Source organism: Comamonas odontotermitis, assembly GCF_040396735.1.
Classification (GTDB): domain Bacteria; phylum Pseudomonadota; class Gammaproteobacteria; order Burkholderiales; family Burkholderiaceae_C; genus Comamonas; species Comamonas odontotermitis_C.
On sequence record NZ_JBEBNZ010000038.1, the window covers coordinates 1 to 24,620 of the forward strand.

At 63.9% G+C, this 24,620-nt stretch carries 19 protein-coding genes and 1 pseudogene; 14 read left to right on the forward strand and 6 right to left on the reverse strand.

Going from position 1 to position 24,620, the window contains the following annotated elements; translation table 11 throughout:
- From ACH2DG_RS19360 to ACH2DG_RS19395, 8 genes and pseudogenes are all read left to right on the forward strand, one after another.
- Positions 1 to 383 (forward strand): annotated as a pseudogene (locus ACH2DG_RS19360) (MFS transporter); the annotation flags it as partial.
- 32 nt (positions 384 to 415) lie between these two features.
- Positions 416 to 1,852 (forward strand): MFS transporter, encoded by a 1,437-nt coding sequence (locus tag ACH2DG_RS19365; protein ID WP_395028127.1) that lies wholly within the window; start codon positions 416 to 418, stop codon positions 1,850 to 1,852.
- A 26-nt stretch (positions 1,853 to 1,878) separates the two neighbouring features.
- On the forward strand, positions 1,879 to 5,685 hold the full coding sequence (locus tag ACH2DG_RS19370; RefSeq protein WP_395028128.1) for a nitrate reductase subunit alpha: 3,807 nt from the start codon (positions 1,879 to 1,881) through the stop codon (positions 5,683 to 5,685).
- A gap of 29 nt (positions 5,686 to 5,714) precedes the next feature.
- Positions 5,715 to 7,238, forward strand: a complete 1,524-nt coding sequence (gene narH / locus ACH2DG_RS19375) for a nitrate reductase subunit beta (protein WP_395028129.1) — start codon at positions 5,715 to 5,717, stop codon at positions 7,236 to 7,238.
- Positions 7,239 to 7,249: 11 nt separating this feature from the next.
- Entirely contained in the window at positions 7,250 to 7,936 is a 687-nt protein-coding gene (gene narJ, locus ACH2DG_RS19380) for a nitrate reductase molybdenum cofactor assembly chaperone (RefSeq protein WP_395028130.1), read from the forward strand.
- A 17-nt stretch (positions 7,937 to 7,953) separates the two neighbouring features.
- A complete protein-coding gene (gene narI, locus ACH2DG_RS19385; RefSeq protein WP_395028131.1) occupies positions 7,954 to 8,676 on the forward strand; it encodes a respiratory nitrate reductase subunit gamma in 723 nt (240 codons plus the stop codon).
- The gene (locus ACH2DG_RS19390; RefSeq protein WP_395028132.1) at positions 8,673 to 9,566 is read left to right on the forward strand and encodes a peptidylprolyl isomerase; all 894 of its coding nucleotides are present in this window, start codon (positions 8,673 to 8,675) and stop codon (positions 9,564 to 9,566) included. The genes narI and ACH2DG_RS19390 overlap by 4 nt, the downstream gene beginning before the upstream one ends.
- Positions 9,567 to 10,232 carry a carbonic anhydrase gene (locus ACH2DG_RS19395; protein WP_395028133.1) on the forward strand — a complete coding sequence of 222 codons (666 nt, stop codon included), beginning with the start codon at positions 9,567 to 9,569 and terminating at the stop codon, positions 10,230 to 10,232.
- Here the strand turns inward: ACH2DG_RS19395 and ACH2DG_RS19400 are convergent.
- Positions 10,211 to 10,630 carry a DUF3079 domain-containing protein gene (locus ACH2DG_RS19400; RefSeq protein WP_395028134.1) on the reverse strand — a complete coding sequence of 140 codons (420 nt, stop codon included), beginning with the start codon at positions 10,628 to 10,630 and terminating at the stop codon, positions 10,211 to 10,213. The two genes, ACH2DG_RS19395 and ACH2DG_RS19400, sit on opposite strands and share 22 nt — an antisense overlap.
- On the opposite strand from ACH2DG_RS19400, the gene ACH2DG_RS19405 reads away from it, so the two are divergent.
- Genes ACH2DG_RS19405 through ACH2DG_RS19415 form a run of 3 tightly spaced genes read left to right on the forward strand, consistent with a single transcriptional unit; the run spans position 10,607 to position 13,862 of the window.
- The gene (locus ACH2DG_RS19405; RefSeq protein ID WP_395028135.1) at positions 10,607 to 11,200 is read left to right on the forward strand and encodes a hemerythrin domain-containing protein; all 594 of its coding nucleotides are present in this window, start codon (positions 10,607 to 10,609) and stop codon (positions 11,198 to 11,200) included. The genes ACH2DG_RS19400 and ACH2DG_RS19405 overlap by 24 nt on opposite strands.
- Positions 11,197 to 13,158, forward strand: coding sequence for a type IV pili methyl-accepting chemotaxis transducer N-terminal domain-containing protein (locus ACH2DG_RS19410; protein WP_395028136.1), 1,962 nt, complete (start codon positions 11,197 to 11,199; stop codon positions 13,156 to 13,158). Before ACH2DG_RS19405 ends, ACH2DG_RS19410 begins: the two co-directional genes overlap by 4 nt.
- Positions 13,155 to 13,862: a response regulator gene (locus tag ACH2DG_RS19415; RefSeq protein WP_395028138.1), complete on the forward strand. Its 708-nt coding sequence runs from the start codon at positions 13,155 to 13,157 to the stop codon at positions 13,860 to 13,862. Before ACH2DG_RS19410 ends, ACH2DG_RS19415 begins: the two co-directional genes overlap by 4 nt.
- A gap of 46 nt (positions 13,863 to 13,908) precedes the next feature.
- Here ACH2DG_RS19415 and azu read toward each other — a convergent pair whose 3' ends face one another.
- The 3 genes from azu to ACH2DG_RS19430 all read right to left on the reverse strand — a co-directional run bounded on the left by azu (position 13,909) and on the right by ACH2DG_RS19430 (position 16,596).
- Positions 13,909 to 14,364: an azurin gene (azu, locus tag ACH2DG_RS19420; RefSeq protein ID WP_395028140.1), complete on the reverse strand. Its 456-nt coding sequence runs from the start codon at positions 14,362 to 14,364 to the stop codon at positions 13,909 to 13,911.
- Positions 14,365 to 14,591: 227 nt separating this feature from the next.
- Positions 14,592 to 14,996, reverse strand: coding sequence for a hypothetical protein (locus tag ACH2DG_RS19425; RefSeq protein WP_395028142.1), 405 nt, complete (start codon positions 14,994 to 14,996; stop codon positions 14,592 to 14,594).
- A gap of 103 nt (positions 14,997 to 15,099) precedes the next feature.
- Positions 15,100 to 16,596 (reverse strand): PLP-dependent aminotransferase family protein, encoded by a 1,497-nt coding sequence (locus ACH2DG_RS19430; protein ID WP_395028143.1) that lies wholly within the window; start codon positions 16,594 to 16,596, stop codon positions 15,100 to 15,102.
- A 122-nt stretch (positions 16,597 to 16,718) separates the two neighbouring features.
- Between ACH2DG_RS19430 and ACH2DG_RS19435 the strand changes: the two genes are divergently transcribed.
- On the forward strand, positions 16,719 to 17,330 hold the full coding sequence (locus tag ACH2DG_RS19435) for a LysE family translocator (RefSeq protein ID WP_395028144.1): 612 nt from the start codon (positions 16,719 to 16,721) through the stop codon (positions 17,328 to 17,330).
- A gap of 78 nt (positions 17,331 to 17,408) precedes the next feature.
- Here the strand turns inward: ACH2DG_RS19435 and ACH2DG_RS19440 are convergent, their stop codons facing one another.
- Entirely contained in the window at positions 17,409 to 19,595 is a 2,187-nt protein-coding gene (locus tag ACH2DG_RS19440; RefSeq protein WP_395028146.1) for a phosphocholine-specific phospholipase C, read from the reverse strand.
- Between the two features lie 263 nt (positions 19,596 to 19,858).
- Between ACH2DG_RS19440 and ACH2DG_RS19445 the strand changes: the two genes are divergently transcribed.
- Positions 19,859 to 19,999, forward strand: coding sequence for a hypothetical protein (locus ACH2DG_RS19445; protein ID WP_224150952.1), 141 nt, complete (start codon positions 19,859 to 19,861; stop codon positions 19,997 to 19,999).
- A gap of 382 nt (positions 20,000 to 20,381) precedes the next feature.
- Positions 20,382 to 22,250, forward strand: a complete 1,869-nt coding sequence (locus ACH2DG_RS19450; RefSeq protein WP_395028147.1) for a phosphoenolpyruvate carboxykinase (GTP) — start codon at positions 20,382 to 20,384, stop codon at positions 22,248 to 22,250.
- Between the two features lie 152 nt (positions 22,251 to 22,402).
- Here ACH2DG_RS19450 and ACH2DG_RS19455 read toward each other — a convergent pair whose 3' ends face one another.
- On the reverse strand, positions 22,403 to 24,400 hold the full coding sequence (locus ACH2DG_RS19455; protein WP_395028149.1) for a hypothetical protein: 1,998 nt from the start codon (positions 24,398 to 24,400) through the stop codon (positions 22,403 to 22,405).
- Positions 24,401 to 24,620 lie beyond the last annotated feature (220 nt).

Below are 24,620 nucleotides of genomic sequence, written 5' to 3' on the forward strand. Positions count from 1 at the left end.
TGAGCTATCCGCAGACCGATTTCACCATTGCCACCATCAACGGCCCCAAAACATTCCACTTCGGGCTGAGCGTCTACACCTTCACTGCGCTGATGGGCGTGCTGGGCGTGGCTTTCGCCTTCGGCAAGGCCAGTGTCTTCAAGTACATCGGCGACGACTACCCCGACAACATCGGCGCCATCAGCGGCATCGTCGGACTGGCTGGCGGCCTGGGCGGTTTCGTGCTGCCCATTCTGTTCGGCGCCCTGCTGGATGTGACCGGCGTGCGCTCCAGCGCTTTCATGCTGCTGTACGGCGTGGTCTGGGTGTCCCTTATCTGGATGTACTGGACCGAGGTGCGCCACGCCGACCTGATGGGCGGCGCAGCCAGCCAAAGCGCATGAACGCCGACTGAATTCCCCTGGAAAGAATCCCCATGAACCCCACAACCACCACTGCGCCGCGCCGCGGCAGCACCTTGAAGATCTGGACCCCGGAGGACAAGGCCTTCTGGGAAAAGGAGGGCGAAGCCATCGCCAAGCTCAACCTGTGGATTTCGGTACCTGCCCTCTTTCTGGCCTTTGCCGTCTGGCAGGTCTGGAGTGTGGTTGCCGTCAGCCTGCCGGGCCTGGGTTTCCAGTACTCGACCAACCAGCTCTTCTGGCTGGCGGCGGCGCCCGCGCTGTCCGGCGCCACGCTGCGCATCTTCTACTCCTTCATGGTGCCCCTGGTCGGTGGACGCCGCTGGACGGCAATCTCCACCGCCAGCCTGCTGGTCCCGGCCATCGGCATCGGCATTGCGGTGCAGGACCCGGGAACGCCCTATCCCACGATGCTGATCCTGGCCCTGCTGTGCGGGCTGGGAGGCGGCAATTTCAGCTCCAGCATGGCCAATATCAGCTACTTCTTCCCCAAGGACCGCAAAGGCTCGGCGCTGGGTGTGAACGCCGGCCTGGGCAACCTGGGCGTGTCGGTGGTGCAGTTCCTCAGCCCCATCGTCGTCACGGCAGGGCTGCTGGGTGTGTTCGGTGGCGATCCGCAGACCATCACCAAGGGTGGCGCCCAGGTGCAGGTCTGGATGCAGAACGCCGCCTTCATCTGGGTGCCATGGATCGTGCTCGCCTCGGTTGCCGCATGGTTCGCCATGAATGACGTGGCCGACGCCAAGGCATCGGTGGCAGCGCAGGCGGCCATCTTCGTGCAGCCGCACAACTGGATCATGTGTGTGCTGTACCTGGGCACCTTCGGCTCCTTCATCGGCTTTGCAGCGGGCTTTCCCCTGCTGATCAAGAGCCAGTTTCCTGCCGTCAACCCCTTGACCTATGCGTGGCTCGGCCCGCTGGTGGGCGCCGTGATCCGCCCCTTCGGCGGCTGGCTCGCCGACAAGGTCGGCGGCGGCGTGGTGACGATGTGGAACTTTCTGGTGATGGCTTTGGCCGTGCTGGGTGTGCTGTATTTCCTGCCCAAGGGCGCGAGTGCGCTGGCGCTTTCGATCGGGCCTGCCGAGGGTAATTTCACCGGCTTCTTTCTGATGTTCCTGCTGCTGTTTGTCACCACCGGCATAGGCAATGGATCGACCTTCCGGATGATTCCCGTCATCTTCAATCAGCTCGCCCTGCGCCAGGCCGGCAAGGACGCAGCGGCGCAGGCTTCCGCGATCAAGGAAGGCAATGTGCTGGGCGCAGCTGCGGTCGGCTTTGCCGGCGCGTTTGGCGCCTACGGCGGCTTCTTCATTCCCAAGAGCTACGGCACTTCCATCGCTGCCACTGGCGGCCCAGAGGCAGCGCTGTGGGTCTTTGCCGCCTTCTACCTGCTGTGCGTGGTCATCACCTGGTGGTGCTATGGGCGCCGCCAAGCCTCCATGCCCTGCTGACCTTTCACGAGAAAACGAGAACCACCATGAGTCATTTCCTCGACCGCCTCACCCACTTTCGTCTGCCCAAGGAAAGCTTTGCCGACGGCCATGGCCGTACCACGGGCGAAGACCGCACCTGGGAAGACGCCTACCGCGCCCGATGGTCGCATGACAAGATCGTGCGCAGCACGCACGGTGTGAACTGCACCGGCTCGTGCTCCTGGAAAATCTACGTCAAGGGCGGCATCGTCACCTGGGAAACCCAGCAGACCGACTACCCCCGCACCCGCTGGGACATGCCCAACCACGAGCCACGCGGCTGCGCGCGCGGCGCCAGCTACAGCTGGTACCTGTACAGCGCCAACCGCGTGAAGTACCCGATGGTGCGCGGCCGGCTGCTGGAGCGCTGGCGCGCTGCGCTGGCGGTGGCCAAAACGCCCGTGGATGCCTGGGCCCTGATCGTGCAGGACGATGCTGCGCGGCGCGATTACCAAAGCGTGCGCGGCATGGGCGGATTCGTGCGCAGCAGCTGGGATGAAGTGAACCAGCTGGTGGCCGCAGCCAACGCCTACACCATCAAGCAACACGGGCCCGACCGCATCATCGGCTTCTCGCCCATTCCGGCCATGAGCATGGTCAGCTATGCAGCGGGCAGCCGCTACCTGAGCCTGATTGGCGGCGTGTGCATGAGCTTCTACGACTGGTACTGCGACCTGCCGCCAGCCAGCCCCCAGGTCTGGGGCGAGCAGACCGACGTGCCCGAATCGGCCGACTGGTACAACAGCAGCTACATCATCGCCTGGGGCTCCAACGTGCCGCAGACACGCACGCCCGATGCCCACTTCTTCACCGAGGTGCGCTACAAGGGGGCCAAGACCGTGGCCGTGACGCCCGACTACAGCGAAGTGGCCAAGCTCTCCGACGTCTGGCTGCATCCTACGCAGGGCACCGACGCGGCGCTGGCCATGGCCATGGGCCATGTGGCGTTCAAGGAGTTCTACTTCGACCGGCGCAGCGAATACTTCGACGACTACGCACGCCGCTACACCGACCTGCCCATGCTGGTGCTGCTGGAAAGCAAGACCCTGCCTGACGGCAGCGTGGTGCAGGTGCCCGGCCGCTACCTGCGTGCCAGCGACTTCAACGGCAAGCTCGGGCAGCAGAACAACCCCGAATGGAAGACCATGGCCTTCGACAGCGATGGCCGCGCCGTGCTGCCGCACGGCTCCATCGGCTTCCGCTGGGGGGCCGAAGGCCGCGACGACGCCGGCAAATGGAACCTGGAGGCCAAGGAGGCGCGCCACGGCGCTGAGGTGAAGCTCAAGCTCTCGGTGCTGGAAGACGGCAGCCAGGCGCATGAGATCGTCGACGTGGGCTTTCCTTACTTTGGCGGCATTGCCACGCCGCATTTCACGGCCAACGAACAGCAGGGCGATGTGAACCGCGCCCGCGTGCCGGCCGTGCGCCTGCGCCTGGGTTGTGATGGCGAGTACAGCGAGGCGCTGGTTGCCACCGTGTTCGACCTGCAGGCCGCGCAGTACGGCATCAACCGTGGTTTGGGCAGCGGCGCTGCCAGCTACGACGACAACGCACCGTACACCCCGGCATGGGCCGAGCAGATCACCGGCGTGTCACGCCAGCAGATCATCACCGTGGCGCGCGAATTTGCCGACAACGCGGACAAGACGCGCGGCAAGTCCATGGTCATCATCGGTGCAGCGATGAACCACTGGTACCACTGCGACATGAACTACCGTGGCGTCATCAACCTGTTGATGCTGTGCGGCTGTATTGGCCAGAGCGGCGGCGGCTGGTCGCACTACGTGGGCCAGGAAAAACTGCGCCCGCAGACCGGATGGACGGCCCTGGCCTTCGCACTCGACTGGGCACGGCCGCCACGCCAGCAAAACAGCACCAGCTTCTTCTACGCGCACACCGACCAGTGGCGCTACGAGAAACTGGGCATGGAAGAGATCGTCAGCCCGCTGGCCGATCGCAGCCAGTACGGCGGCAGCATGATCGACTACAACGTGCGCGCCGAGCGCATGGGCTGGTTGCCGAGCGCCCCGCAGCTCAAGATCAATCCGCTGTCGATTGCTGCGCAGGCCGACGCGGCGGGCATGGCGCCGCGCGACTATGTGGCCCAGGGCCTCAAGAGCGGCAGCCTCACGATGAGCTGTGAAGACCCGGACGCGCCCGAGAACTGGCCGCGCAACCTTTTCGTGTGGCGCAGCAACCTGCTGGGCTCCAGCGGCAAGGGGCACGAGTACTTCTGCAAGCACCTGCTGGGTACCGACAACGGCGTGCAAGGCAAGGACCTGGGCCCGCAGGATGCCAAGCCCGAAGAGGTGACCTGGCATGCCCAGGCGCCCCAGGGCAAGCTGGATCTGCTGGTCACGCTCGATTTCCGCATGAGTACGACTTGCCTCTACTCCGATGTGGTGCTGCCCACGGCCAGCTGGTACGAGAAGAACGACCTCAACACCAGCGACATGCATCCCTTCATCCACCCGCTGTCGGCTGCGGTCGATCCGGTGTGGGAATCGCGTTCGGATTGGGAAATCTACAAGGGCTTTGCCAAGGCTTTCAGTGAAGTCTGCGTGGGCCATCTGGGCGTGGAGCGAGACACCGTGCTTACGCCGCTGATGCACGACACCCCCGCCGAGCTGGCGCAGCCCTACGGCGTGGCCGAGTGGAAGAGGGGCGAGTGTGACCTCATCCCCGGCAAGACGGCGCCGCAGGTCACGGTGGTGGAACGCGACTACCCCAACACCTACAAGCGCTTTACCGCGCTGGGCCCGCTGATGGACAAACTGGGCAACGGCGGCAAGGGCATCAACTGGAAAACCGGCACCGAGGTGGAGCAACTGGGCCAGCTGAACGGCCTGACCACCGAGCCCGGCGTGACCGAAGGCCGTCCACGCATCGTCAGTGACATCGACGCCTGCGAAGTCATCCTGCAGCTGGCGCCCGAGACCAATGGCCACGTGGCCGTGAAGGCATGGGAGGCGCTGGAGAAGGCCACGGGCCGCGAACACAAGCACCTGGCGCTGTACCGCGAGGACGAAAAGATCCGCTACCGCGATATTCAGGCGCAGCCGCGCAAGATCATCAGCTCGCCCACCTGGAGCGGCATCGAGAGCGAAACGGTGAGCTACAACGCGGGCTACACCAATGTGCACGAGCTGATTCCATGGCGCACGCTCACCGGTCGCCAGCAGTTCTACCAGGATCACCCCTGGATGGTTGCCTTCGGCGAGGGCTTCTGCAGCTACCGTCCGCCGGTGGACATGAAGGCCACGGCTGGCATGCAGGGCATCAAACCCAATGGGCACCCCGAGATCCAGCTCAACTTCATCACACCGCACCAGAAGTGGGGCATCCACAGCACGTACACCGATAACCTGCTGATGCTCACGCTCAACCGGGGCGGCCCCGTGGCATGGATCAGCGAGGAGGACGCCAGGCGCGCCGGTATCGAGGACAACGACTGGATGGAGATGTTCAACCTCAACGGTGCAGTCGCCGTGCGCGCGGTGGTGAGCCAGCGCGTCAATCCCGGCATGGTGCTGATGTACCACGCGCAGGAAAAGATCATCAACACACCCGGCAGCGAAATCACCGGCGTGCGTGGCGGTATCCACAACTCGGTCACGCGCATCGTGCTCAAACCCACGCACATGATCGGTGGCTACGCGCAGTACAGCTACGGCTTCAACTACTACGGAACCATCGGCACCAACCGCGACGAGTTCGTCATCGTGCGCAAGATGGCCAAGGTGGACTGGCTGGACACGCCGCGCGATGACCACCTGGCTGGCGCTTACCAGTCGCAGGGCGAAAACCCCTGATTCCGATCAGAAAGAACAAGGAAACCGCGATGAAAGTACGTGCACAGATCGGCATGGTGCTGAACCTGGACAAATGCATCGGCTGCCATACCTGCAGCGTGACCTGCAAGAACGTCTGGACCAGCCGCCCCGGCGTGGAATACGCCTGGTTCAACAACGTCGAGACCAAGCCCGGCATTGGCTACCCCAAGGAGTGGGAAAACCAGGAACGCTGGAATGGCGGCTGGACCCGCAAGGCAGATGGCTCCATCGTGCCGCGCCAGGGTGGCAAATGGCAACTCTTGATGAAGATTTTCGCCAATCCCAATCTGCCGGAGATCGACGACTATTACGAGCCCTTCACCTTCGACTACGACCACTTGCAGAGTGCCAAGGAGATGAAGGCAGCGCCTACGGCTCGCCCACGCAGCCTCATCACCGGTCAGCGCATGGAAAAGATCGAGTGGGGCCCGAACTGGGAGGAAATCCTGGGCGGGGAATTCAGCAAGCGCAGCCGGGACAAGAACTTTGACGAGGTGCAGAAGGACATCTACGGCCAGTTCGAGAACACCTTCATGATGTACCTGCCGCGCCTGTGCGAGCACTGCCTCAACCCCGCCTGTGTGGCGAGCTGCCCGAGCGGCTCGATCTACAAGCGCGAGGAAGACGGCATCGTGCTGATCGACCAGGACAAGTGCCGCGGCTGGCGCATGTGCGTCTCGGGCTGCCCGTACAAGAAGATTTACTACAACTGGAAGAGCGGCAAGGCCGAGAAGTGCATCTTCTGCTATCCACGCATCGAAGCCGGGCAGCCCACCGTGTGCTCGGAAACCTGCGTCGGCCGTATCCGTTATCTGGGCGTTCTGCTCTACGACGCCGACCGCATCGAACAGGCCGCCAGCGTCGAAAAGGACAAGGACCTGTACCAGGCCCAGCTGGACATCTTCCTGGATCCGAACGACCCGGTTGTGATCGAGCAGGCCCGCCGTGATGGCATCCCCGAGGCCTGGCTGATCGCTGCGCGCAACAGCCCCGTCTACAAGATGGCGGTCGACTGGAAGGTTGCACTGCCGCTGCACCCCGAGTACCGCACGCTGCCCATGGTCTGGTACGTGCCGCCGCTGTCGCCCATCACTGCGGCGGTCCAGGCCGGCCATGTGAGCACCAACGGCGAGCTGCCAGATGTGAACCAGCTGCGCATTCCTGTCAAATACCTGGCCAACCTGCTCACCGCAGGCGACACCGTGCCCGTGGTGCGGGCGCTGGAACGCATGCTGGCCATGCGCGCTTACCAGCGCGGCAAGCATGTCGAAGGCATGCCCAACCAGGCGGCACTGCAACAGGCGCAGCTGTCCGTAGCCGAAGCTGAAGAGATGTACCGGATCATGGCCATTGCCAATTACGAAGACCGTTTTGTGATCCCGACCACGCACCGCGAATACGCCGAAAACGCCTTCAATGTGCGCGGCGGCTGCGGGTTCTCCTTTGGCAATGGCTGCAGCGAGGGCGAGACCGAAACCAGCCTGTTTGGCAGCGAGAAGAAGCGCACCATCCCCATCAAGGCAACGCTGTGAGGAGAGAAGATATGAAAGACAGCATCAGCTTCACCCTGCGCGCACTGGCCCACCTGCTGCGCTACCCCGATGCCGACATGCGTGGCCACCTGGTGGACATCCATACCGCGTTGAACGCCGAAAACGCCCTGGGCAAAGTGCGCCGCACCGAACTCGACGCGTTGATGGATCGCCTGCTGGCAGAAGGCATGGATGCCGAAGCCTGCTACGTAGACCTGTTTGACCGTGGACGGGGCACGGCGCTGCATTTGTTCGAGCATGTGCACGGCGATTCGCGTGACCGCGGCCCGGCCATGGTCGATCTGGTGAAAACCTACGAGCGGGCCGGCCTGCTGCTCGATCCTGCCGAACTGCCAGACCACCTGACCGTGCTGCTGGAGTTCGCCTCCACCCAGCCGACGCAGGAGGCGCGTGCCTTCATTGGAGAGTTTGCACACATTCTGCAATCCATCGCCGCCGCCCTGGTGCGCCGCCAAAGCGACTATGCCGCCGTGGTGTCTGCCGTGCTTGACCTGGCAGGCCAGCCGGTGGTGGCGGATGCGCCAGCTGCTTCCTTGCCCGCCGACGAATCGCTCGATGCGAGCTGGGAAGAGCCAGCGGCATTCGGCGGCTGCAACAGCCAGGGGCAGGCCGCACCGGGCACCCCGCAACCCATCCACATCACGCGGCGCCAGCCACCGGCCGGCGCCGCCCGCTGAATCCCGAGGAGCCCGCCATGCCACTTGCATTGCACAACTTCCTGTTCGTCGTCTACCCCTACATCTGCCTGGCCGTCTTCCTGATGGGCAGCCTCGCGCGCTTCGACCGCGACCAGTACACCTGGAAAAGCGATTCGTCGCAGCTGCTGCGCTCGGGCCAGCTGCGCTGGGGCAGCAACCTGTTCCATATCGGCATTCTCTTTCTGCTGTTCGGCCACACCGTGGGCCTGCTCACGCCGCATTTCATGTACGAGTGGCTGATCACCGCGCCGCAAAAGCAGATGCTGGCCATCGTCTCTGGCGGCATTGCCGGCGTGGTGTGCTTCATCGGCCTGACGTTGCTGCTGCACCGGCGCATCGCCGATCCGCGCATCCGCCGGACTAGCCACCGCACCGATCTGGCCATCCTCGTCATCCTGTGGGTGCAGCTGGTGCTGGGCCTGGCGACCTTGCCCGCATCGTTTTCGCACCGTGCTGACGCCAGCGCCATGCTGGTGCTGGCCGACTGGGCGCAGCGCATCATCACCTTCCGCCCCGACGCTGCGGGTCTGGTGGCGCTGGACTGGCCGTTCAAGGTGCACATGGTGCTGGGCATGACCATTTTCCTGCTGTTCCCCTTCAGCCGTCTGGTACACGTATGGAGCGGGCTGGCTTCGGTGGCCTATCTGGCGCGCCCCTACCAATTGGTGCGTTCGCGCCGGCTGAACCTGCCTGAAAACCGTAATGGGGGCCAGTCATGAGCGACCTCCTGCATTCTGGCGCTGGTGGCTGCGGCAGCCACGCATGCACCTGCCAGGAGCGCGAGAACGTCAGCCTGCCGCGCATCGAGGCGCCGCTTGAAGCATCGCGCTCCGTCTTTCCTACTCCCCACGTGAATGGCATTGCCTTGTGCGAGACGAACGAGTTGCTCGATGCCATGGAGCTGCGCCAGCGTGCCTGCACCGAGCTGCTGCGCCAGGCCGCAATGGCGCAGGGGCTGCTGGCGTTTGATGACCCTGTGCCCAGCGCCGGCGCCATCAGCGAAGCCGCAGGAGCGGCCATTGAGCGCCTGCTGGACACGGAACTCCACTTGCCCGAACCCGGCGACGAGGCGGGCCGCCGCCACTACCAGGCGCACGCGGCGCGCTACGCCTGTGGAGAGCGGGTACTGGCGCGCCATGTGCTTTTTGCCGTGACCCCTGGTGTGGATGTGAATGCATTGCGCCAGCGCGCCGAGGTCTGCCTGCTCGATGTGCGCAGCGCCACACCCGAAGAGCAGGCTGCGGGCGACCGATTTGCCGCCGCTGCGCGCGCCAGCAGCAATTGCCCCAGCGGTGCGGAGGGTGGCCAGTTGGGATGGTTGTGTGCGGAAGACTGCGCGCCCGAGTTCGCCAAAGAGTTGTTCGGCCTTGCCGAGGTCGGTGTGCTGCCGCGTCTGGTGCACAGCCGTTTCGGCCTGCATGTCGTTGACGTGCTGGAGCGCGAAAGTGGCACGGTTCCACCCTACGAGCAGGTGCGCGCTGCAGTGCTGCAACAGCTACGCCAGCTGAGCTTTGCCACGGCGCTGTCGCAGTACCTGCGCCTGCTGGCTGGCCGTGCCCGTGTGGTGGGGGTGGATCTGGATGCTGCGCAGACGCCGCTGGTGCAGTGAATGCCTGAAGACGATCTGCTTCAGCGTCTGCGCCGCTTTCACGACCATGCCTTTCCGCTGCATGAAGAGCGGTTTCGGGTACTGGTAGACCAGGGCCAGCACCCGGCGACGCTGTTCATCGGTTGCAGTGATTCGCGCTTGGTACCCTACATGTTGACGGGCACCGGGCCGGGAGAGCTTTTTCTGGTGCGCAATGTGGGTGCCTTCGTGCCGCCTTATGACGGCAGCTGGGGCTACCACGGTACGTCGGCCGCGATCGAGTTCGCGGTCCTGAATCTGCAGGTGAGCCGCATCATCGTCTGCGGTCACAGCCATTGCGGTGGCATTCGTGCACTGTATGGGGGCGTGCCGGCGGCGGCACGCAATCTGGCAGCCTGGCTGGAGTTAGGCCGCGAAGCGGCGTTGCCAGTGGCCGAGCCTGGCCCTGATGCGCTGCGCCGCACGGAGCAGCGGGCCGTAGTGCTGCAGCTGGAGCGGCTGATGGATTACCCCATGGTGCGTGAGCAGGTCGAGGCGGGCACGCTCAGCCTGCACGGATGGCACTACGTGATCGAAGACGGCGAAGTGCATGTGTTCGATGCGGCGAGCGGCAGCTTCATGGCAGCAGCCGATGCGGGCCATGCGGGCACCGGGCCCTACGAGCCCTATGCGGAATCAGTGGTCTGAGACGGATCAGGCCTGGCGTCGGCTGCTGTGTCGTCTGACAGGGTCAAAGGATCCCATTCTGCCCAATCAGGCCCGAACAGCTCGGCGGGATGCTGTGACCGCTCCGAGCCATTGCCGCATGCCATGGCAGTTGCTTGCACCCCGGTGCAAGCTGCGTCCCATCGCTTCGAACTCATCCCGATTGCACTCCAACGCGGCTGCGTAGAGATCGTAAACACGTTCTCAGGGCGAACAGGGTTGTTCGGAAAGCGTTTGGCCATGAATGCGAGGAGGTGGACAATTCCACTATGTGTGACAGCGTGGCACAGAAATTTGACATAGATCATTAACGGCGTACCCGATGGGGTGGCGCCACCAACCGGCAGCGACAATTCATGGCTGTGACCCTGCAATTGCATACTTCCCCTTCCGCAGGCTTCGATGAGCCGTTCGGAATGCTGCACGCCTGCCACGGTCGTGTGGAGCGTACGTTGGCGCTGCTTTCCCGTTTGGGCGAGCACCTCGCCGCGCAGGGGGGCGGGGTGCCCGATGAGCAGGCACGCGATGCAGCCGCCGATGTACGACGCTATTTCGACGTGGCCGCGCCATTGCACCACCAGGATGAAGCGCTGCATGTGTTTCCAGTGCTGCGCGCGGCAGGGCAGGCGGCGCTGGCCGATGCCCTGCATGCCGAGCACGAAAGGATGGAGGCTCTGTGGCAGCCCATCCGATCCGATCTGCAGGCCATACAGGCCGGAATCACCCCGGCTGGCGAAGCGCTGGCCGAGGTGCGCAGCCGCTGGGCAGATTTTGCGGCCTTGTATGCCCGCCACATCGCAGTGGAAGAGGAACTGGCCTATCCCCAAGCCCAATCGGGCATGGGCCTGCACGAGCAGGAGGCCATGGGCCGGGACATGGCGCAGCGCAGAGGCGTGCGCGATGTCCGTAACCCGATTCTGGCGGCACGGTCCCAGGAGGTGGCTCCATGAACCCGGATGGCAGAGGGGCCGCAGTACGTCCGCTGGCGGTCAAGATCGGCACCATTGGTTGTGCGCTGCTCTTGATGGCGCTCATCGCCATTGGCCTGACGCTGCGGCTCACCTGGTCACTCGAAGGTGGGGCTGCCGCCATCAACGAGGCCGGGCGCATGCGCATGCAGACCTGGCAATTGGCACAGGCCTTGCCTGGCGCTGATCCGGAGCGCGTGGCACTGTTGATCGGCCAGTTCGACGCCAGCCTCGCTCTGTTGCAAAGCGGCGACGCTGCCAGGCCCCTGTCTGTGCCGCGCGACGAGGCCTCGCGCGCGGCCCTGAAGACGGTGCAACAGAGCTGGCAGGTGTTGCGCAGGAAGTGGCAGCAACCGGTGGCAGGCGGCACCGCAGCGCAGTCTGCTGCCATTGCGCAGCAGGCCGAAGCATTTGTCGGCGGCGTGGACCGGCTGGTCGGGACCATCGAGCAGCAGCTCTCGCGCTGGACTACCCTGCTCAACATTGCGCAGTTCGCGATGATGGCTCTGGCTATTGCGGCGGCCCTGGCGCTCATGTATGCAGCGCAGTTGCTGGTGTTTGGCCCGCTGTCGCGGCTGCAGGCCGCTTTGGCGAGCGTGGAGTCGGGCGATCTGTCGGCGCGGGTGCCGGACGGCGGGGGTGATGAGTTCGGTGCCGTCGCCCGGGGCTTCAACCGCATGGCCGTGCGCCTGCAGGATCTGTACGCCAGCCTGGAGCGCCGTGTGCAGCAGAAGACTGAACATTTGCAGACCGAGCGCGCCCGGTTGGCGGCACTGTACGAAGGCGCGGCCCTGGTCGCCCAGGCCGATTCGTTGCAGGCGCTGGCCCAGGGCTTTGCAGCCCAGACGCGCAAGATCGTGCACGCCGATGCCGTGGCAGTGCGCTGGTCGGATGAAGACAATCGTCGCTATGTGATGCTCGCCTCGGAGGGGTTGCCTGACGAAATGGTCGATGCCGAGCACTGTGTCCCCACGGGAGACTGCTTCTGTGGTCAGCCCAAGGCCCAGGCGGAGACGCAACTGGTGGTGCTGCAGGACTGGCGCGGAGTTGCTCCCTCGCGGGCAGGCCGGGTGGACGCCGGGCAATGCAGCCGGGCTGGATTCGCCTATGTGCTGAGTGTGCCGGTGCGGCTGCATGAACGCATGGTTGGCGAGGTTGATCTGTTCTTCCGCGCCCCGACCGAGCTGTCCGCGGACGACCGTGCGTTGCTGGATGCGTTGGCCAGCCACCTGGCGGGTGGCATGGAAGGCCTGCGCGCCGATGCGTTGGAGCGAGAGGCGGCAGTGGCAGACGAGCGCGGCCTGCTGGCGCGCGAGCTGCATGACTCCATTGCGCAGAGCCTGGCATTTCTGAAGATTCAGGCCACGCTGCTGCGCGATGAAATCGCCCGGGCGCCACAGGATGGCCGGCGTGTACAAGCGACGCTGGCCGAACTGGATGCCGGTATTCGTGAAAGCCTGTCTGATGTGCGCGAATTGCTGGTGCACTTTCGCACCCGCACCAATGCCGAGGACATCGGCCCCGCATTGCGCACCACGCTGACCAAGTTCGAACACCAGACGGGCCTGCCCGCACATCTGAGTATCGAGGGCGAAGGCATGGCACTCCCCCCCGATGTGCAGGTACAGGTGTTGCATGTGGTGCAGGAAGCACTGTCCAATGTGCGCAAGCACGCGCAGGCGCACGCCGTGTGGGTGGATGTACAGCAGGCGCCGCAGTGGGTGGTGGAAGTGCGCGATGATGGCCGAGGCATGGAGAATGCATCGCCCGCAACGGACGAGACGCATGTGGGCCTGCGCATCATGCGTGAGCGTGCTGCAAGCATCGGTGCTACGCTGGAAGTCACCTCCGTAGTGGGGGCAGGCACCTGCGTGACGCTGACCTTGCCGCGCCTGTTGCCGGTCGCCGAGACATTCGATGTGGAAAGGAGCCTGCCATGAGTGCAGAGCAAGCCCGCGCCGCCCCCATACGGCTGCTGGTGGTCGACGACCATCCCTTGTTCCGGCGGGGCGTCACTGCATTGCTGGCCACCCAGCCGCAGTTGCAGGTGGTGGGCGAGGCTGCCGACGCCGGCGAGGCACTGCGCCGCGCGGCGCAACTGCAGCCCGACGTGGTGCTGCTGGACCACCATATGCCCGGTGTCAGCGGTGTGGACTTGCTGCCCGGCTTGCGCGAGGCGGCACCGGCAGCGCGGGTGCTGATGCTCACCGTCAGTGAAGACGCAGACACGCTGGCGCTGGCATTGCAGCGGGGCGCACACGGCTACCTGCTCAAGACGGCGGACAGTGAGGTGCTGGTCACGGCCATCGAACGCGCACTGCGCGGCCAATCCACGGTGAGCATGGAGATGACGGACAAGCTGGTGAGCGCTTTGCAGGCCCAGCAGCCGCAGATGGTTGCGCCGCCTGTGCTGCCTGTTGGTGCCGGACCGGTCGATCCGCTCGAACAATTGTCACCGCGCGAGTTCGAGATCCTGCGCGAGATTGCGGCGGGGGCCAGCAACAAGGAAATTGCGCGCAGCCTGGCAATTGCCGAGACTACGGTGAAGATTCATGTTCAGCACATTCTGCGCAAGCTGGGCCTTTCATCAAGGGTGCAGGCGGCAGTGCTGTTGACCGAGGGGCGTGGGCGCGGAGAAGGCTGATGGGAAGCCCCGGCGCGGCGCGCCAGGGCTTCAGGCGAGAAGGCGCTTACTTGGCCAATGCGAGCGTGCCCTTCATGATTGCGGAATGGCCCGGGAACGAACAGAACCAGGCATAGCTTTCGCCGCTTTTGAGTTTGGCCACGTCAAAGGTCACGGATGTGGCCTCGCCGCCGCCAATGACCTTGGTGTGTGCGATCACGCGGCTGTCGCTGGGTTTGACATAGTCCTTGTCCGCTCCGGCGGAGATCCCATCGGTTGCTGCCGCTTGCAGGTCGGCAGCCTTGCTCAGCACCCAGTTATGCCCCATGGCAGCCTTGGGCAGTTTGCCCGTGTGCTTGAGGTTCACAGTGAATTGCTTGCAGCTGGCGGGCACGGCAATGCTGGACTTGTTGAACTGCATGGCATCGTTGGCTTCGATGGCGATATCGCAGCCAGCGGCAGCCATGGCAGGTGCAGCGGCCAGGGTACCGAGCAGCAGGGCAAGTTTGGTTCGGGCTTTCATCATTTTCTCCGAGGTTGAAAAACAAGCTGGGAAGCAGTTTGCCAAGCTGCAGATGAAAGGGATTGGATGTGGATCAAAGCCGCGCGCCTTCGGCCGGCAAAGCGTCCGTCGTACCGGGGTTTGCATGCAATGGCCGTTGTACAAAAGCGGTAACAGGCGCTACCAGCAAGCTCCAGCCATGTCGGCCTTTTGAATTGCGCGGAGAGTCGTGGCCTGAGCGGCGAGCGTCAGGCGAAGGTGTTCACACCCTTGGCGTGCATGCGCTGCTGAAGTTCGTCAAATCGTCCCCCCCAGAAGCACTCGGCGAAATCGGCCATGTCGCCAACAGCATGCAACTCGGTGCTCAGACCGACCATCTTCTTCTTGAACAGGCCTGCCCTGACCCGCTGAAAGAACATCAGCTGGTAGTAATCCACATCATCGTGGCTAATGCGGCTCACGCTCAAGGTGGCGCTGTTTTTGGCGTGTTGCAGCACGTAGGCGGGAAGAGGCGTTTCCTGCGTCTCCAGCCAGCGGCCCATGATGCTCGTCCAGTCCGTGGCCTCCAGAACTTCAAGGAATGCCTGCACAGTCGGTGCGGACTGCGGTTGATCGTCATGGGCGCCGATTTTGATACTGGTGTATGCGTACACCTCGAGGGTCCTGATTCTGTCTGATCTTCGGTGGACGAACTTGTACCACGGATCGACAATTTCTAATATGGTTAGTTATTGAGTGAGGCGCACTGGCTGCCGATCAAGCAGGACGGTGGCGTCTGAGCAGCAACGCCAGCGTCTGCCACGCCGCAGGTTGTTCTGCCATGGCTACCGAAATCCGCAGCAGGGTCGAGGGTGCCTGGCGTGGTGAGAACAGCACGCCTGGCGCCAGCAGCAATCTGTGCTCTGCCGCCTGGCGGGCCAGCAGCTCGGAATCCATGCCGCAGTCCACCCAGGCAAAGGTGCCGGCCACGGGCTCGTGCACGGCCTGGCAGCCCAGTGCTTCGAGCTGGCGCAGGCAGCGGTGGCGCGCCTTGTCCACGCGCTCGCGCAGCCGGTCCACATGCTTGCGGTAGCTGCCGTCGGCCAGAATGCGGTGCACGATCTGCTCGCTGGGCAGGGCCGAAGTCAGGCCGCCCAGCAATTTCAGGTCGGTGAGGCGGTGGATGAATTCAGGGCGCGCTGCCACATAGCCCACGCGCAGCCCGCCCGAGAGGGTTTTGGAGTAGCCGCCGACCAGCAGCACGCGCTGCAACCGGTCCATGGCTGCGAGGCGCAGCGGCATGTTGCCCAGGTACTCGGAGTAGGTGTCGTCCTCCACCAGCAGGAAGTCGTACCGCTCTGCGATGCGCAGCACCTCGTGTGCCACGCCGGCCGACAGGCTCAGCCCCGTGGGGTTGTGCACGGCGGTGTTCAGGATGAAGAGCTTGGGCCGGTGCTGTTCCGCCAGGGCTTGCAGTGCCTGCACGTCAGGGCCGCCCGGCAGTCGCGGCACGCCCACCACATTGACGCCCATGGTGTTGAGGCGGCCGAAGATCAGGAACCAGCCCGGGTCCTCGACCAGCACCGTATCGCCGGGTTGCAGAAAGCCGCGCACGATCAGGTCCAGCCCGTGGGTGACCCCGCTCACCGTCATCAGGTGCGTCTCGGGGTGGGCTGGTACCTCCTGCGCCTGCAGGGTGGAGGCGATCTGCCGGCGCAGCGGCGCAAAGCCCTGGGGCAGGCCATAGCCCAGCAGGCCCAGTTCCGCACGCGCCCCCTGCTTGAGGATGGCGCGCATCGCCCCGCTGATCAGGCCCTCGTCCATCCAGCTGGCGGGCAGACAGCCCGCGCTGCCGGTGTGGCCGGAGCCATCGGCGTCCTCGCGGAAGATGCCGCGCAGCAGGTAGGTGGTGTCGAAGGCCACACCCTGGGCCAGCGCAACTGCAGGTGCAGGCGGGGTGGCCGACACTGCACGCCGGGCGCAGACGAAAAAGCCCGCACCACGGCGCGACTGCACCAGGCCCTGTGCGGCCAGGCGGTCGTAGGCCTGCACCACGGTGTCGCGGCTCACGCCGGCCTGCTCGGCCAGCGCGCGCACGGACGGCAGGCGCATGCCAGCGCGCAGTCCATGGTTGCGGATACGGTTTCCAAAATGCTCCACCAGTTGCTCGACCAGGGATGCACTGCCGGTGCGCACGGGCTGCCATCCCCAGGTGGCGGCAGAGACCTGGGCGGAGAGTGCAATGTCAGGGGAGGGTGAAAGTGTCTGGGTCATGGAGGCAGGCCAATTCTTGAAGTGGCTAGATAAAGTGTACCGGTACTGTACTGATTTTCAAGGCTAGCATGTCCATACATCTCCTTTTTGCTTTTCTTCTCTCTCCTTTTCTGCCCGCTGCCATGTCCTTTCTGCCTGAAACCTCTGCCTTTGTCCTGCCGCTGGCCTTGTTCACCTTCGTCAGTTCGGTCACACCGGGCCCCAACAATGTGATGCTCACGGCTTCCGGTGCCACATTCGGCTATCGCCGCACCGTGCCACACATGCTGGGCATCAGCCTGGGTGTGGTGGTCATGCTGCTGCTGGTGGGGCTGGGGTTGGGGGCGGCGTTCGAGCGTGAGCCCCGGCTGTACACCTTGCTCAAGTACCTGGGCGCGGCCTACCTGCTGTGGCTGGCCTGGAAGATCGCCCGCTCGGGGCAGGTGGACGCGGGCCAGGCGGGAGCCCGGCCCTTTGGCTTCTGGCAGGCAGCGGCCTTCCAGTGGGTCAATCCCAAAGCCTGGATCATGGCCATCGGCATTGTTGCCACCTATACGCCGCGCGATGGCTATGCGGGCAACCTGCTGCTGGCCGCACTGGTGCTGGGCCTCGTGAACTACCCCAGTGTCAGCGTCTGGACGCTGTTTGGCAGCGCCGTGGGACGGGCCCTGCGCACGCCCCGCGCCCTGCAGCGCTTCAACTGGGGCATGGCGGCACTGCTGGTGCTGTCGCTCTACCCGGTGCTGGAAGGCTGAATATCTCAATGAAAATGGCCTGCAGTACAGGCCATGAAATCGCTTTATGCTATATTATTTATAGCTAATCGAGGGCATTCAGGATGGCTCCTGACCCATGGCCGGGTCGCTGATTGAGTGCTCGCCTGTCTCCACCCGGCCGGCAAAGCGGCGTCGGTAGCTGGTATCGGCATTGCTCGTTACCTCGAAGTCGTACCAGCAACCGCTGTCGTCGAGCTTCCAGTGCTTCTTGCGGCTCTGGCCGCGCTTGAGCTTGAACGACCATGCGTCGTCGCCCAGGTAGGCCAGGGGCTTGACGTTGATCACACATTCGCCGCGCCCCTGGTTGTCCACTTCCAGCTCCACCCGGCCATGTTTGGTGTCATAGCTCACGCTGATCTCTGGCAGCGGCGTATCGGCTGCGCCTTGCAGGCGCATGTCACCGGCAAAGTGGCGGTGAAAGCCGTTGGGGCCAAGCACCCACAGGTCGTAACGGTCTTGGCTGTCCTGGGTGCTCCACACGTCTTCCAGCGAAAGACCCGGCTGCACCATGTAGCGGCGCGGCAGGCGATCAAGATGCAGCTTGTCGTACACATGGAACACCGCAGCAGCACGGCCCGTGTTGCTGAACTCCAGACGCATCGCGTGGCCATTGGCGTCGGCCGATGCATTCACATGCAGTTCATACGGCAGCGCGCGCGACGGGCGCACGCCCACTTCCTGTGCAGGAAAAACACGGTCCGCAGCAGGCACTACCTGAGGCAAGGCCTGCTGCTGGGCACGCAGCGCATCGGCCTGGGCCTTGTTGAGGCGGCCGGCGAGCGGCGGCAGGGCTTCGTTGTTGGGCTGGGCAAAGTTGAAGGCACTGGTCAGGTCGCCGCAGACCGCACGGCGGAACGGCGAGATGTTCGTCTCAGGCACGCCAAAGCGGGCTTCAATGAAACGCAGCACTGAGGTGTGGTCGAACACCTGCGAGTTGACCCAGCCGCCCCGGCTCCAGGGCGAGATCACGTACATGGGCACGCGCACACCCGGGCCGTACACGCGGCCATCGGGCTGGGGCTGGCTGGTGGTGCCAGGCGGCTTGGGGTGGGTGAAACGCTCGACCGCCAGATCGGCCTGCGGCAGGGTGGTCTTGCCCGCCCAGGTTCCGTCGGGGTTGATGGAAGGGGCGGCAGGGGAGGGAACATGGTCGAAATAGCCGTCGTTCTCATCAAAATTGACGATGAACACCGTCTTGCTCCACACATCGGGGCGCGCGGTCAGCGCGTCCAGCACTTCCTGGGTGTACCAGGCGCCCTGCACGGGGCTGGATGGCCCGGGGTGCTCGGAATACACCTGCGGCGCCACGATCCACGACACCTGCGGCAGCTTGCCATCCAGCACATCCTGCTTGAAGCTGGCCAGAAAGCCGCCGTCAGCCATGGTGTTGGCAATGCCCTTGTAGAGCGGGTTGCCTGTATCGTCGGCCTCGTCGTAGGCGGGGGAGGGCACATTGCCGTCGTGGCTGACCGGCTTGCCCGATGCCTCGTTGGCCTGGCGGTACTGCTTAAAGCCCGCCAACGGGTTGTCGGTGTAGTTGTCGGGCATGTTCTGGTACACCTTCCAGTGCACACCGGCGGCCTGCAGGCGCTCGGGGTAGGTGGTCCAGCGGTAGCCAGTGGCGGATGGCCCGATGTCATCCCATTCGTTGACCACGGCTGCCACGCCCGCGCCGGTGGGGCCGTTGGTGCCTGTCCAGTGAAACAGGCGGTTGGGGTTGGTGCCCGCGTGCATGGCGCAGTGGTAGGCATCGCACAGGGTGAATGCATTGGCCAGGGCAAACTGGAAAGGCAGCTCCTGCGCCTTGAAGTAGCCCATCGAGGCCGTGGTCTTGTAGCGCGGCCATTGGTAGAGGCGCCCGCCGTCCCAGGCGTTCTGGCCATCGTTCCACGAGTGCGGCGTGCCGCTTACGCGCTGGGCATTGCCCTTCTGGCTGTCCAGGTGGTAGGGCAGGACAGTGGCGCCGGTGGCATTGCGTTGCTCCCAGACGGATCTGCCCTCTGGCAGCGGAATGGTGAACCGGTCACCAAAGCCGCGCACGCCGCGCAGGGTGCCGAAGTAGTTGTCGAAGGAGCGGTTTTCCTGCATCAGGATCACGATGTGCTCCACATCACGGATCGTGCCTGTCTGGTTGTTGGCAGGAATGGCCAGCGCCCGGCGGATACTGGGCGGGAAGGCTGCCAGCGTGGCAGCGGCGATGCCGGTGGTCACCGTGCCTTGCAGAAATTGGCGGCGTGAGTTCATGGGGATTCTCGGGTGTTGTGGATATGGAGTGCTGGCGAGGCCAGCCAGAGGACTCTAAAAATCCGCCATGACAGACCCATGAAACGCGAGGCATCGCAACGCCCAAAGTCGGGTAAGCGATGTAAGAAACTGTGCTGGCCTGCGGGTGCTGCACTCTGCGCTTGGGGCAATGGCGGGCTCAGGGTTTTTGCCCGGGGCCGGGAGTTGGGGGCTGTGGCTACAATGGATTGACTGCTTTATCCCGCGATTTTTCGGAGAACCCCATGTCCAGCCATCACGACGACAGCGAACACCAGCCCAACGATGCCGTGGAAGCGATTGTCCCGCTCGTGCCCGTGGTGCTGCCGGTGGTCGGCGCGCTGATGATGTTCTTGCTGGCGTTCATTGCAGTCCACATGGCCTGACGGAGCACTTCCCTGCTCACAACGAGCCCGCTTGCAGCGGGCTTTTTTATTGCCTTTTGCGGCTGTTGGTGCAGGGGCGGCCGTGGTCTGCATGGCGGCCTGCAACCCTGGCGACAGCGCTTTGCGCAAAGAAACCGGTATCAAATAATAAATGCATATATCAATGCATCAAATGCATAGATATTGGACGGGCGCATCGCCGTTTTGGGGGCCGACTGCTAAAATTGCACTCCCGACACGCTGTATTCATGCGGGCTCAAAGGCCAATCCACTGAGTGCAGCGTAGCGAGGAAACGGTTTTTCAAAGCCCGCAGCTTTTTGAACAGGTTCTTGGGAGCAGCGGTTTTTGATGAACCGTTTTACAACTTTAGAAAGTCCTCCCATGAACGCAAACGTCAATACCGGCGTGGCCATTCAGGCTCCCGACTACGTCAAGAACCCCAAGCTCATCGCCTGGGTGGCCGATATGGCTGCACTGTGCAAGCCTGATCGCGTCTACTGGTGCGATGGCAGCCAGGAAGAGTACGACCGCCTGTGCCAGCAACTGGTCGATGCGGGCACTTTCAAGAAGCTCAATCCCGCCAAGCGCCCCGGCAGCTACCTGGCCTGGTCCGACCCATCGGACGTGGCCCGCGTGGAAGACCGCACCTACATCTGCTCGGCCAACAAGGACGACGCTGGCCCCACCAACAACTGGATGGAGCCTGCCCAGATGCGCTCCACTCTACAGCCGCTCTTTGACGGTTGTATGAAGGGCCGCACCATGTATGTGGTGCCATTCAGCATGGGCCCGCTGGGCTCGCCGATCGCCCATGTGGGCATCGAGCTGTCCGACAGCGCCTATGTTGCCGTCAACATGAAGATCATGACCCGCATGGGCAAGGCCGTGTACGACGTGATCGGCACCGACGGCGAATTCGTTCCCTGCGTGCACACCATCGGCGCTCCGCTGCAGCCCGGCGAAAAGGACACCACCAGCTGGCCTTGCAACAAGACCAAGTACATCGTGCACTACCCCGAGACGCGCGAAATCTGGTCCTACGGTTCGGGCTACGGCGGCAATGCGCTGCTGGGCAAGAAGTGCTTTGCGCTGCGCATCGCCTCCACCATGGGCAAGGACCAGGGCTGGCTGGCCGAGCACATGCTCATCCTGGGCGTGCAGAACCCCGAAGGCCGCAAGTACCACGTGGCCGCCGCTTTCCCATCGGCCTGCGGCAAGACCAACTTCTCGATGCTGGTGCCGCCTACCGGTTTTGACGGCTGGAAAGTCACCACCATCGGCGACGACATCGCCTGGATCAAGCCACAAGCCGATGGCAGCCTGCGCGCCATCAACCCCGAAGCGGGCTACTTTGGCGTGGCACCTGGCACCAACTACCACACCAACCCCAACTGCATGGCCAGCCTGGACAAGGACGTGATCTTCACGAACGTGGCACTGACCGATGACGGCGACGTCTGGTGGGAAGGCATGGAAAAGGACAGCGGCAAGCTGCCCGATCACCTCATCGACTGGCAAGGCAAGGACTGGACGCCACAGATCGCCAAGGAAACCGGCGCCAAGGCCGCACACCCCAATGCCCGCTTCACCGTGGCAGCCACCAACAACCCGGCGCTGGACGAAGCCTGGGACGACCCCAAGGGCGTGAAGATCGATGCCTTCATCTTCGGCGGCCGCCGCTCTACCACCGTGCCGCTGGTGACCGAGGCGCGCAACTGGAACGAAGGCGTCTACATGGCTGCCACCATGGGCTCGGAAACCACTGCCGCTGCCTTTGGCGCGCAAGGTGTGGTGCGCCGCGATCCGTTCGCCATGCTGCCCTTCATGGGCTACAACATGAGCGACTATTTCGGCCACTGGCTGAGCCTGGGCAAGAAGCTGCAGGCCTCGGGCGCCACCCTCCCCAAGATCTACACCACCAACTGGTTCCGCAAGGACGAGGCGGGCAAGTTCGTCTGGCCCGGCTATGGCGAGAACATGCGCGTGCTCAAGTGGATGCTGGACCGCCTCGAAGGCAAGGCCCAGGGGGAGCAGACCGCCTTTGGCGTGGCACCGCAGTACGCTGAAATCAACTGGACCGGCCTGCAGTTCAGCGCCGACCAGTTCAAGACCGTCACCAACATCGACACCAAGATCTGGACCGAAGAGCTGGCCTCGCACCAGGAGCACTTCGACAAGCTGGCCCAGCGCCTGCCGCAAGAATTGCTCGACATCAAGGCCGATCTGGAAAAGCGCCTCGTCGAAGCCTGATCATCGCGTTGCCCGGTTTGCTGCCGGGCAGGCTGAAACAGCAAGCCCCACATGCCTTGGCATGCGGGGCTTTTGTTTTTTCTCTGGGATGCCTCCAGGTAGGTGTCGGCCCCCATGCCCGCCTTCATGAGGCGGGCATGGGGGGAGGCGCTTCATGCCATCGGTTTTCTGCGGCGGCTTCTGAATGCCGCGGTGCCCAGGATGCCCAGCGCGGCAAGGCCCAATGCGGCCGGGGTCGCAGCAGGTACTGGTGCCGGTGGCTTTGTTGGGGGCGTGATGGTCTGCTCCGTCGACTGGAGATACCAGTTGCCGTCTTCCGCATCGCGTACCAGCTTGTAGACGAAGTTGCCCAGCGAAAACGGTGCCATGGTGAATGCGTTGGCAGGCGATGCAGCCGGCCCGTCCGTAACCTGAACCACCAGGATGCCTTTGCCCTGGGTCAGTGCGCCACTGCCCTGACCGGTGATCTGCAAGGCGGTCGGCAGCGAATCCGCCGCAATGGCCTTGGCGACCAGCTTGTCTGCCGTGGTGGCCGAGGCGTCCAGCGTCACCGATCCGCCTTTGCCGGTATAGGTGCCTGCAGTGGTGTAGACGTCTCCGGGCGCTCCGTCGGCCAGGGCCAGCTTTCCGGCGTTCAGAAAGCTGACGGTATTCTGGAACTGGCCTGCCCCGGCGCCCTGGCCCGTGAATGCAGTGCCAGCAGCCAGGTCGAGGTTGCCGGTCAGGGTGAAAGCGGCGCCCACCTTGACGCTGCCGCCATTGGTGACCACGAGGCCCATGTCGGGATCGGAACCCGTCACCAGGGCTGCATCGGTGAAGGTGATGGCAGAGGCATCGAGCAGGACTTTTTCCCAGTTGCGCCAGTTGGCGCCCAGGGCGTCTGCGGTGACGCCTTGCACGGTCAACACATCGACCATGCCATCAGCGATGCTGACATCGTCACCCCCATTGAGGATGGCCGTGCTGCTGCTGATATTGGGCGTCGTGACCTTGAGGGTGTCGCTGCCGTTGCCCAGGTCCATCGTGCCGGCATACGTGCCGCCCGTCCATTCCACGTCATCGTTGCCATTGAGCAACTGGACATTTCCGGTCACCGCGCCTGCGCGCAGCTTGACTGAATCTGCCGTGGTGCCGTTGGCAACGCTGACGGGGGTGGAGCGGATGTTACCGGTGATCGTGCCATCGTTGACGATTTCCAGGCCCGCATTGGTGGTGGAGATCGCAAACGCGGCAGCATTGGTCCGGCTGATGCTGCCAGTATTGTTGACAACCAGGCGAGCGGGCACGGGCAGGCTGGTGGCATTGCCCTGCAGAGAAACGGCACCCGTCAGGCTGTTGTTGCCGCCAGAGATGGAGCCCTGGTTGGTCAACGTCACCAGGGCTTTGCTGCGGGTGGCTGCAAAAACGCCATACACCCCCCCTTTGACCGTGACGCCAGATGACACGGTCACGGTGACGGGGCCTGCGTTGTCTGCGCTGAAGCCGGCATCCGTGGTGTTGTTGACGTGGATGGCATTGCCCCCGGTGGTCAGGGTCGCGGCTGTCACATTGATCACGGTGGTGCCCGTGCCCAGTTGGGCGGTGGTGATTCCGCGCGCCTTGCTGTCTGACGCCGTGATGGGCGCAGAGGTGTTGACTTCGATATTGCCGCTGCCGACGTGGGTGACCGCAATCGCGGCGGTGGACGAAGCCGCCGCCGGTGCAGCCCCCAAGGTGATGGCGCCCGAGGAGGAAACCTTTGCGTTGAAGGCGTTGTTCCATTGCCGCACCTGGATGCCGCCGGCATTGGCATTGATGCTGCCGCTGGAGTTGATGGTGGTGGCGCCGCCCGCACTTTGGTCGGTGAAGATGCCGACCGCCGTCACATCGCTGGTGGTGGATGCACTGGTGATCGCCCCGGTGTTGGTGACCGAGATGTCGGCCCCGGAGACGGGTACGAACGGACCGCCGACGGGCCCGGAGGTGTTGTAGACGGCCAGGCGCGAAGGCGCTGCAGGATTTTGGTTGACCGGAGCCTGCCCGTCGCAGTTGTAGGTCACACCACTGTCGGGGGTGGTACAGGCCGCCTGTGCCTGCAGGGCGGACAGCGATGCCGTCACGGTGCAGATACCGGACAGCAGCCGGGCCAGACGGTGTTGGTGGAATTTCATGACGCAATGCTCCTCTTGGGGGATGGGCACGCAGTCAGCGCTTGTGCTGCGAGCCATTCCAGTGAGTACGGATTGTCGATTCTTCGATAGCGTCTACCCACTTTTCCCATTGCTGGCGATTGGCATTTCAAAAAACCATGGACAGGCAGAGATGTTTGTATTAGTAATTTCTATTGTTTTTATGAAATCATTCTGACTGGGCTGTACAGGTTCATTGCGT

Excerpts from the sequence above, each read along its gene's own strand:
- narJ (WP_395028130.1), top strand. The coding sequence starts at position 7,250 with ATGAAAGACAGCATCAGCTTCACCCTGCGCGCACTGGCCCACCTGCTG.
- ACH2DG_RS19405 (WP_395028135.1), top strand. The coding sequence starts at position 10,607 with ATGGCTGTGACCCTGCAATTGCATACTTCCCCTTCCGCAGGCTTCGAT.
- azu (WP_395028140.1), bottom strand. The coding sequence starts at position 14,364 with ATGAAAGCCCGAACCAAACTTGCCCTGCTGCTCGGTACCCTGGCCGCT.
- ACH2DG_RS19440 (WP_395028146.1), bottom strand. The coding sequence starts at position 19,595 with ATGAACTCACGCCGCCAATTTCTGCAAGGCACGGTGACCACCGGCATC.
- ACH2DG_RS19430 (WP_395028143.1), bottom strand. The coding sequence starts at position 16,596 with ATGACCCAGACACTTTCACCCTCCCCTGACATTGCACTCTCCGCCCAG.
- ACH2DG_RS19445 (WP_224150952.1), top strand. The coding sequence starts at position 19,859 with ATGTCCAGCCATCACGACGACAGCGAACACCAGCCCAACGATGCCGTG.
- ACH2DG_RS19435 (WP_395028144.1), top strand. The coding sequence starts at position 16,719 with ATGTCCTTTCTGCCTGAAACCTCTGCCTTTGTCCTGCCGCTGGCCTTG.
- ACH2DG_RS19365 (WP_395028127.1), top strand. The coding sequence starts at position 416 with ATGAACCCCACAACCACCACTGCGCCGCGCCGCGGCAGCACCTTGAAG.
- ACH2DG_RS19400 (WP_395028134.1), bottom strand. The coding sequence starts at position 10,630 with ATGCAATTGCAGGGTCACAGCCATGAATTGTCGCTGCCGGTTGGTGGC.
- narH (WP_395028129.1), top strand. The coding sequence starts at position 5,715 with ATGAAAGTACGTGCACAGATCGGCATGGTGCTGAACCTGGACAAATGC.
- ACH2DG_RS19415 (WP_395028138.1), top strand. The coding sequence starts at position 13,155 with ATGAGTGCAGAGCAAGCCCGCGCCGCCCCCATACGGCTGCTGGTGGTC.
- ACH2DG_RS19395 (WP_395028133.1), top strand. The coding sequence starts at position 9,567 with ATGCCTGAAGACGATCTGCTTCAGCGTCTGCGCCGCTTTCACGACCAT.
- narI (WP_395028131.1), top strand. The coding sequence starts at position 7,954 with ATGCCACTTGCATTGCACAACTTCCTGTTCGTCGTCTACCCCTACATC.
- ACH2DG_RS19390 (WP_395028132.1), top strand. The coding sequence starts at position 8,673 with ATGAGCGACCTCCTGCATTCTGGCGCTGGTGGCTGCGGCAGCCACGCA.
- ACH2DG_RS19370 (WP_395028128.1), top strand. The coding sequence starts at position 1,879 with ATGAGTCATTTCCTCGACCGCCTCACCCACTTTCGTCTGCCCAAGGAA.
- ACH2DG_RS19410 (WP_395028136.1), top strand. The coding sequence starts at position 11,197 with ATGAACCCGGATGGCAGAGGGGCCGCAGTACGTCCGCTGGCGGTCAAG.
- ACH2DG_RS19455 (WP_395028149.1), bottom strand. The coding sequence starts at position 24,400 with ATGAAATTCCACCAACACCGTCTGGCCCGGCTGCTGTCCGGTATCTGC.
- ACH2DG_RS19450 (WP_395028147.1), top strand. The coding sequence starts at position 20,382 with ATGAACGCAAACGTCAATACCGGCGTGGCCATTCAGGCTCCCGACTAC.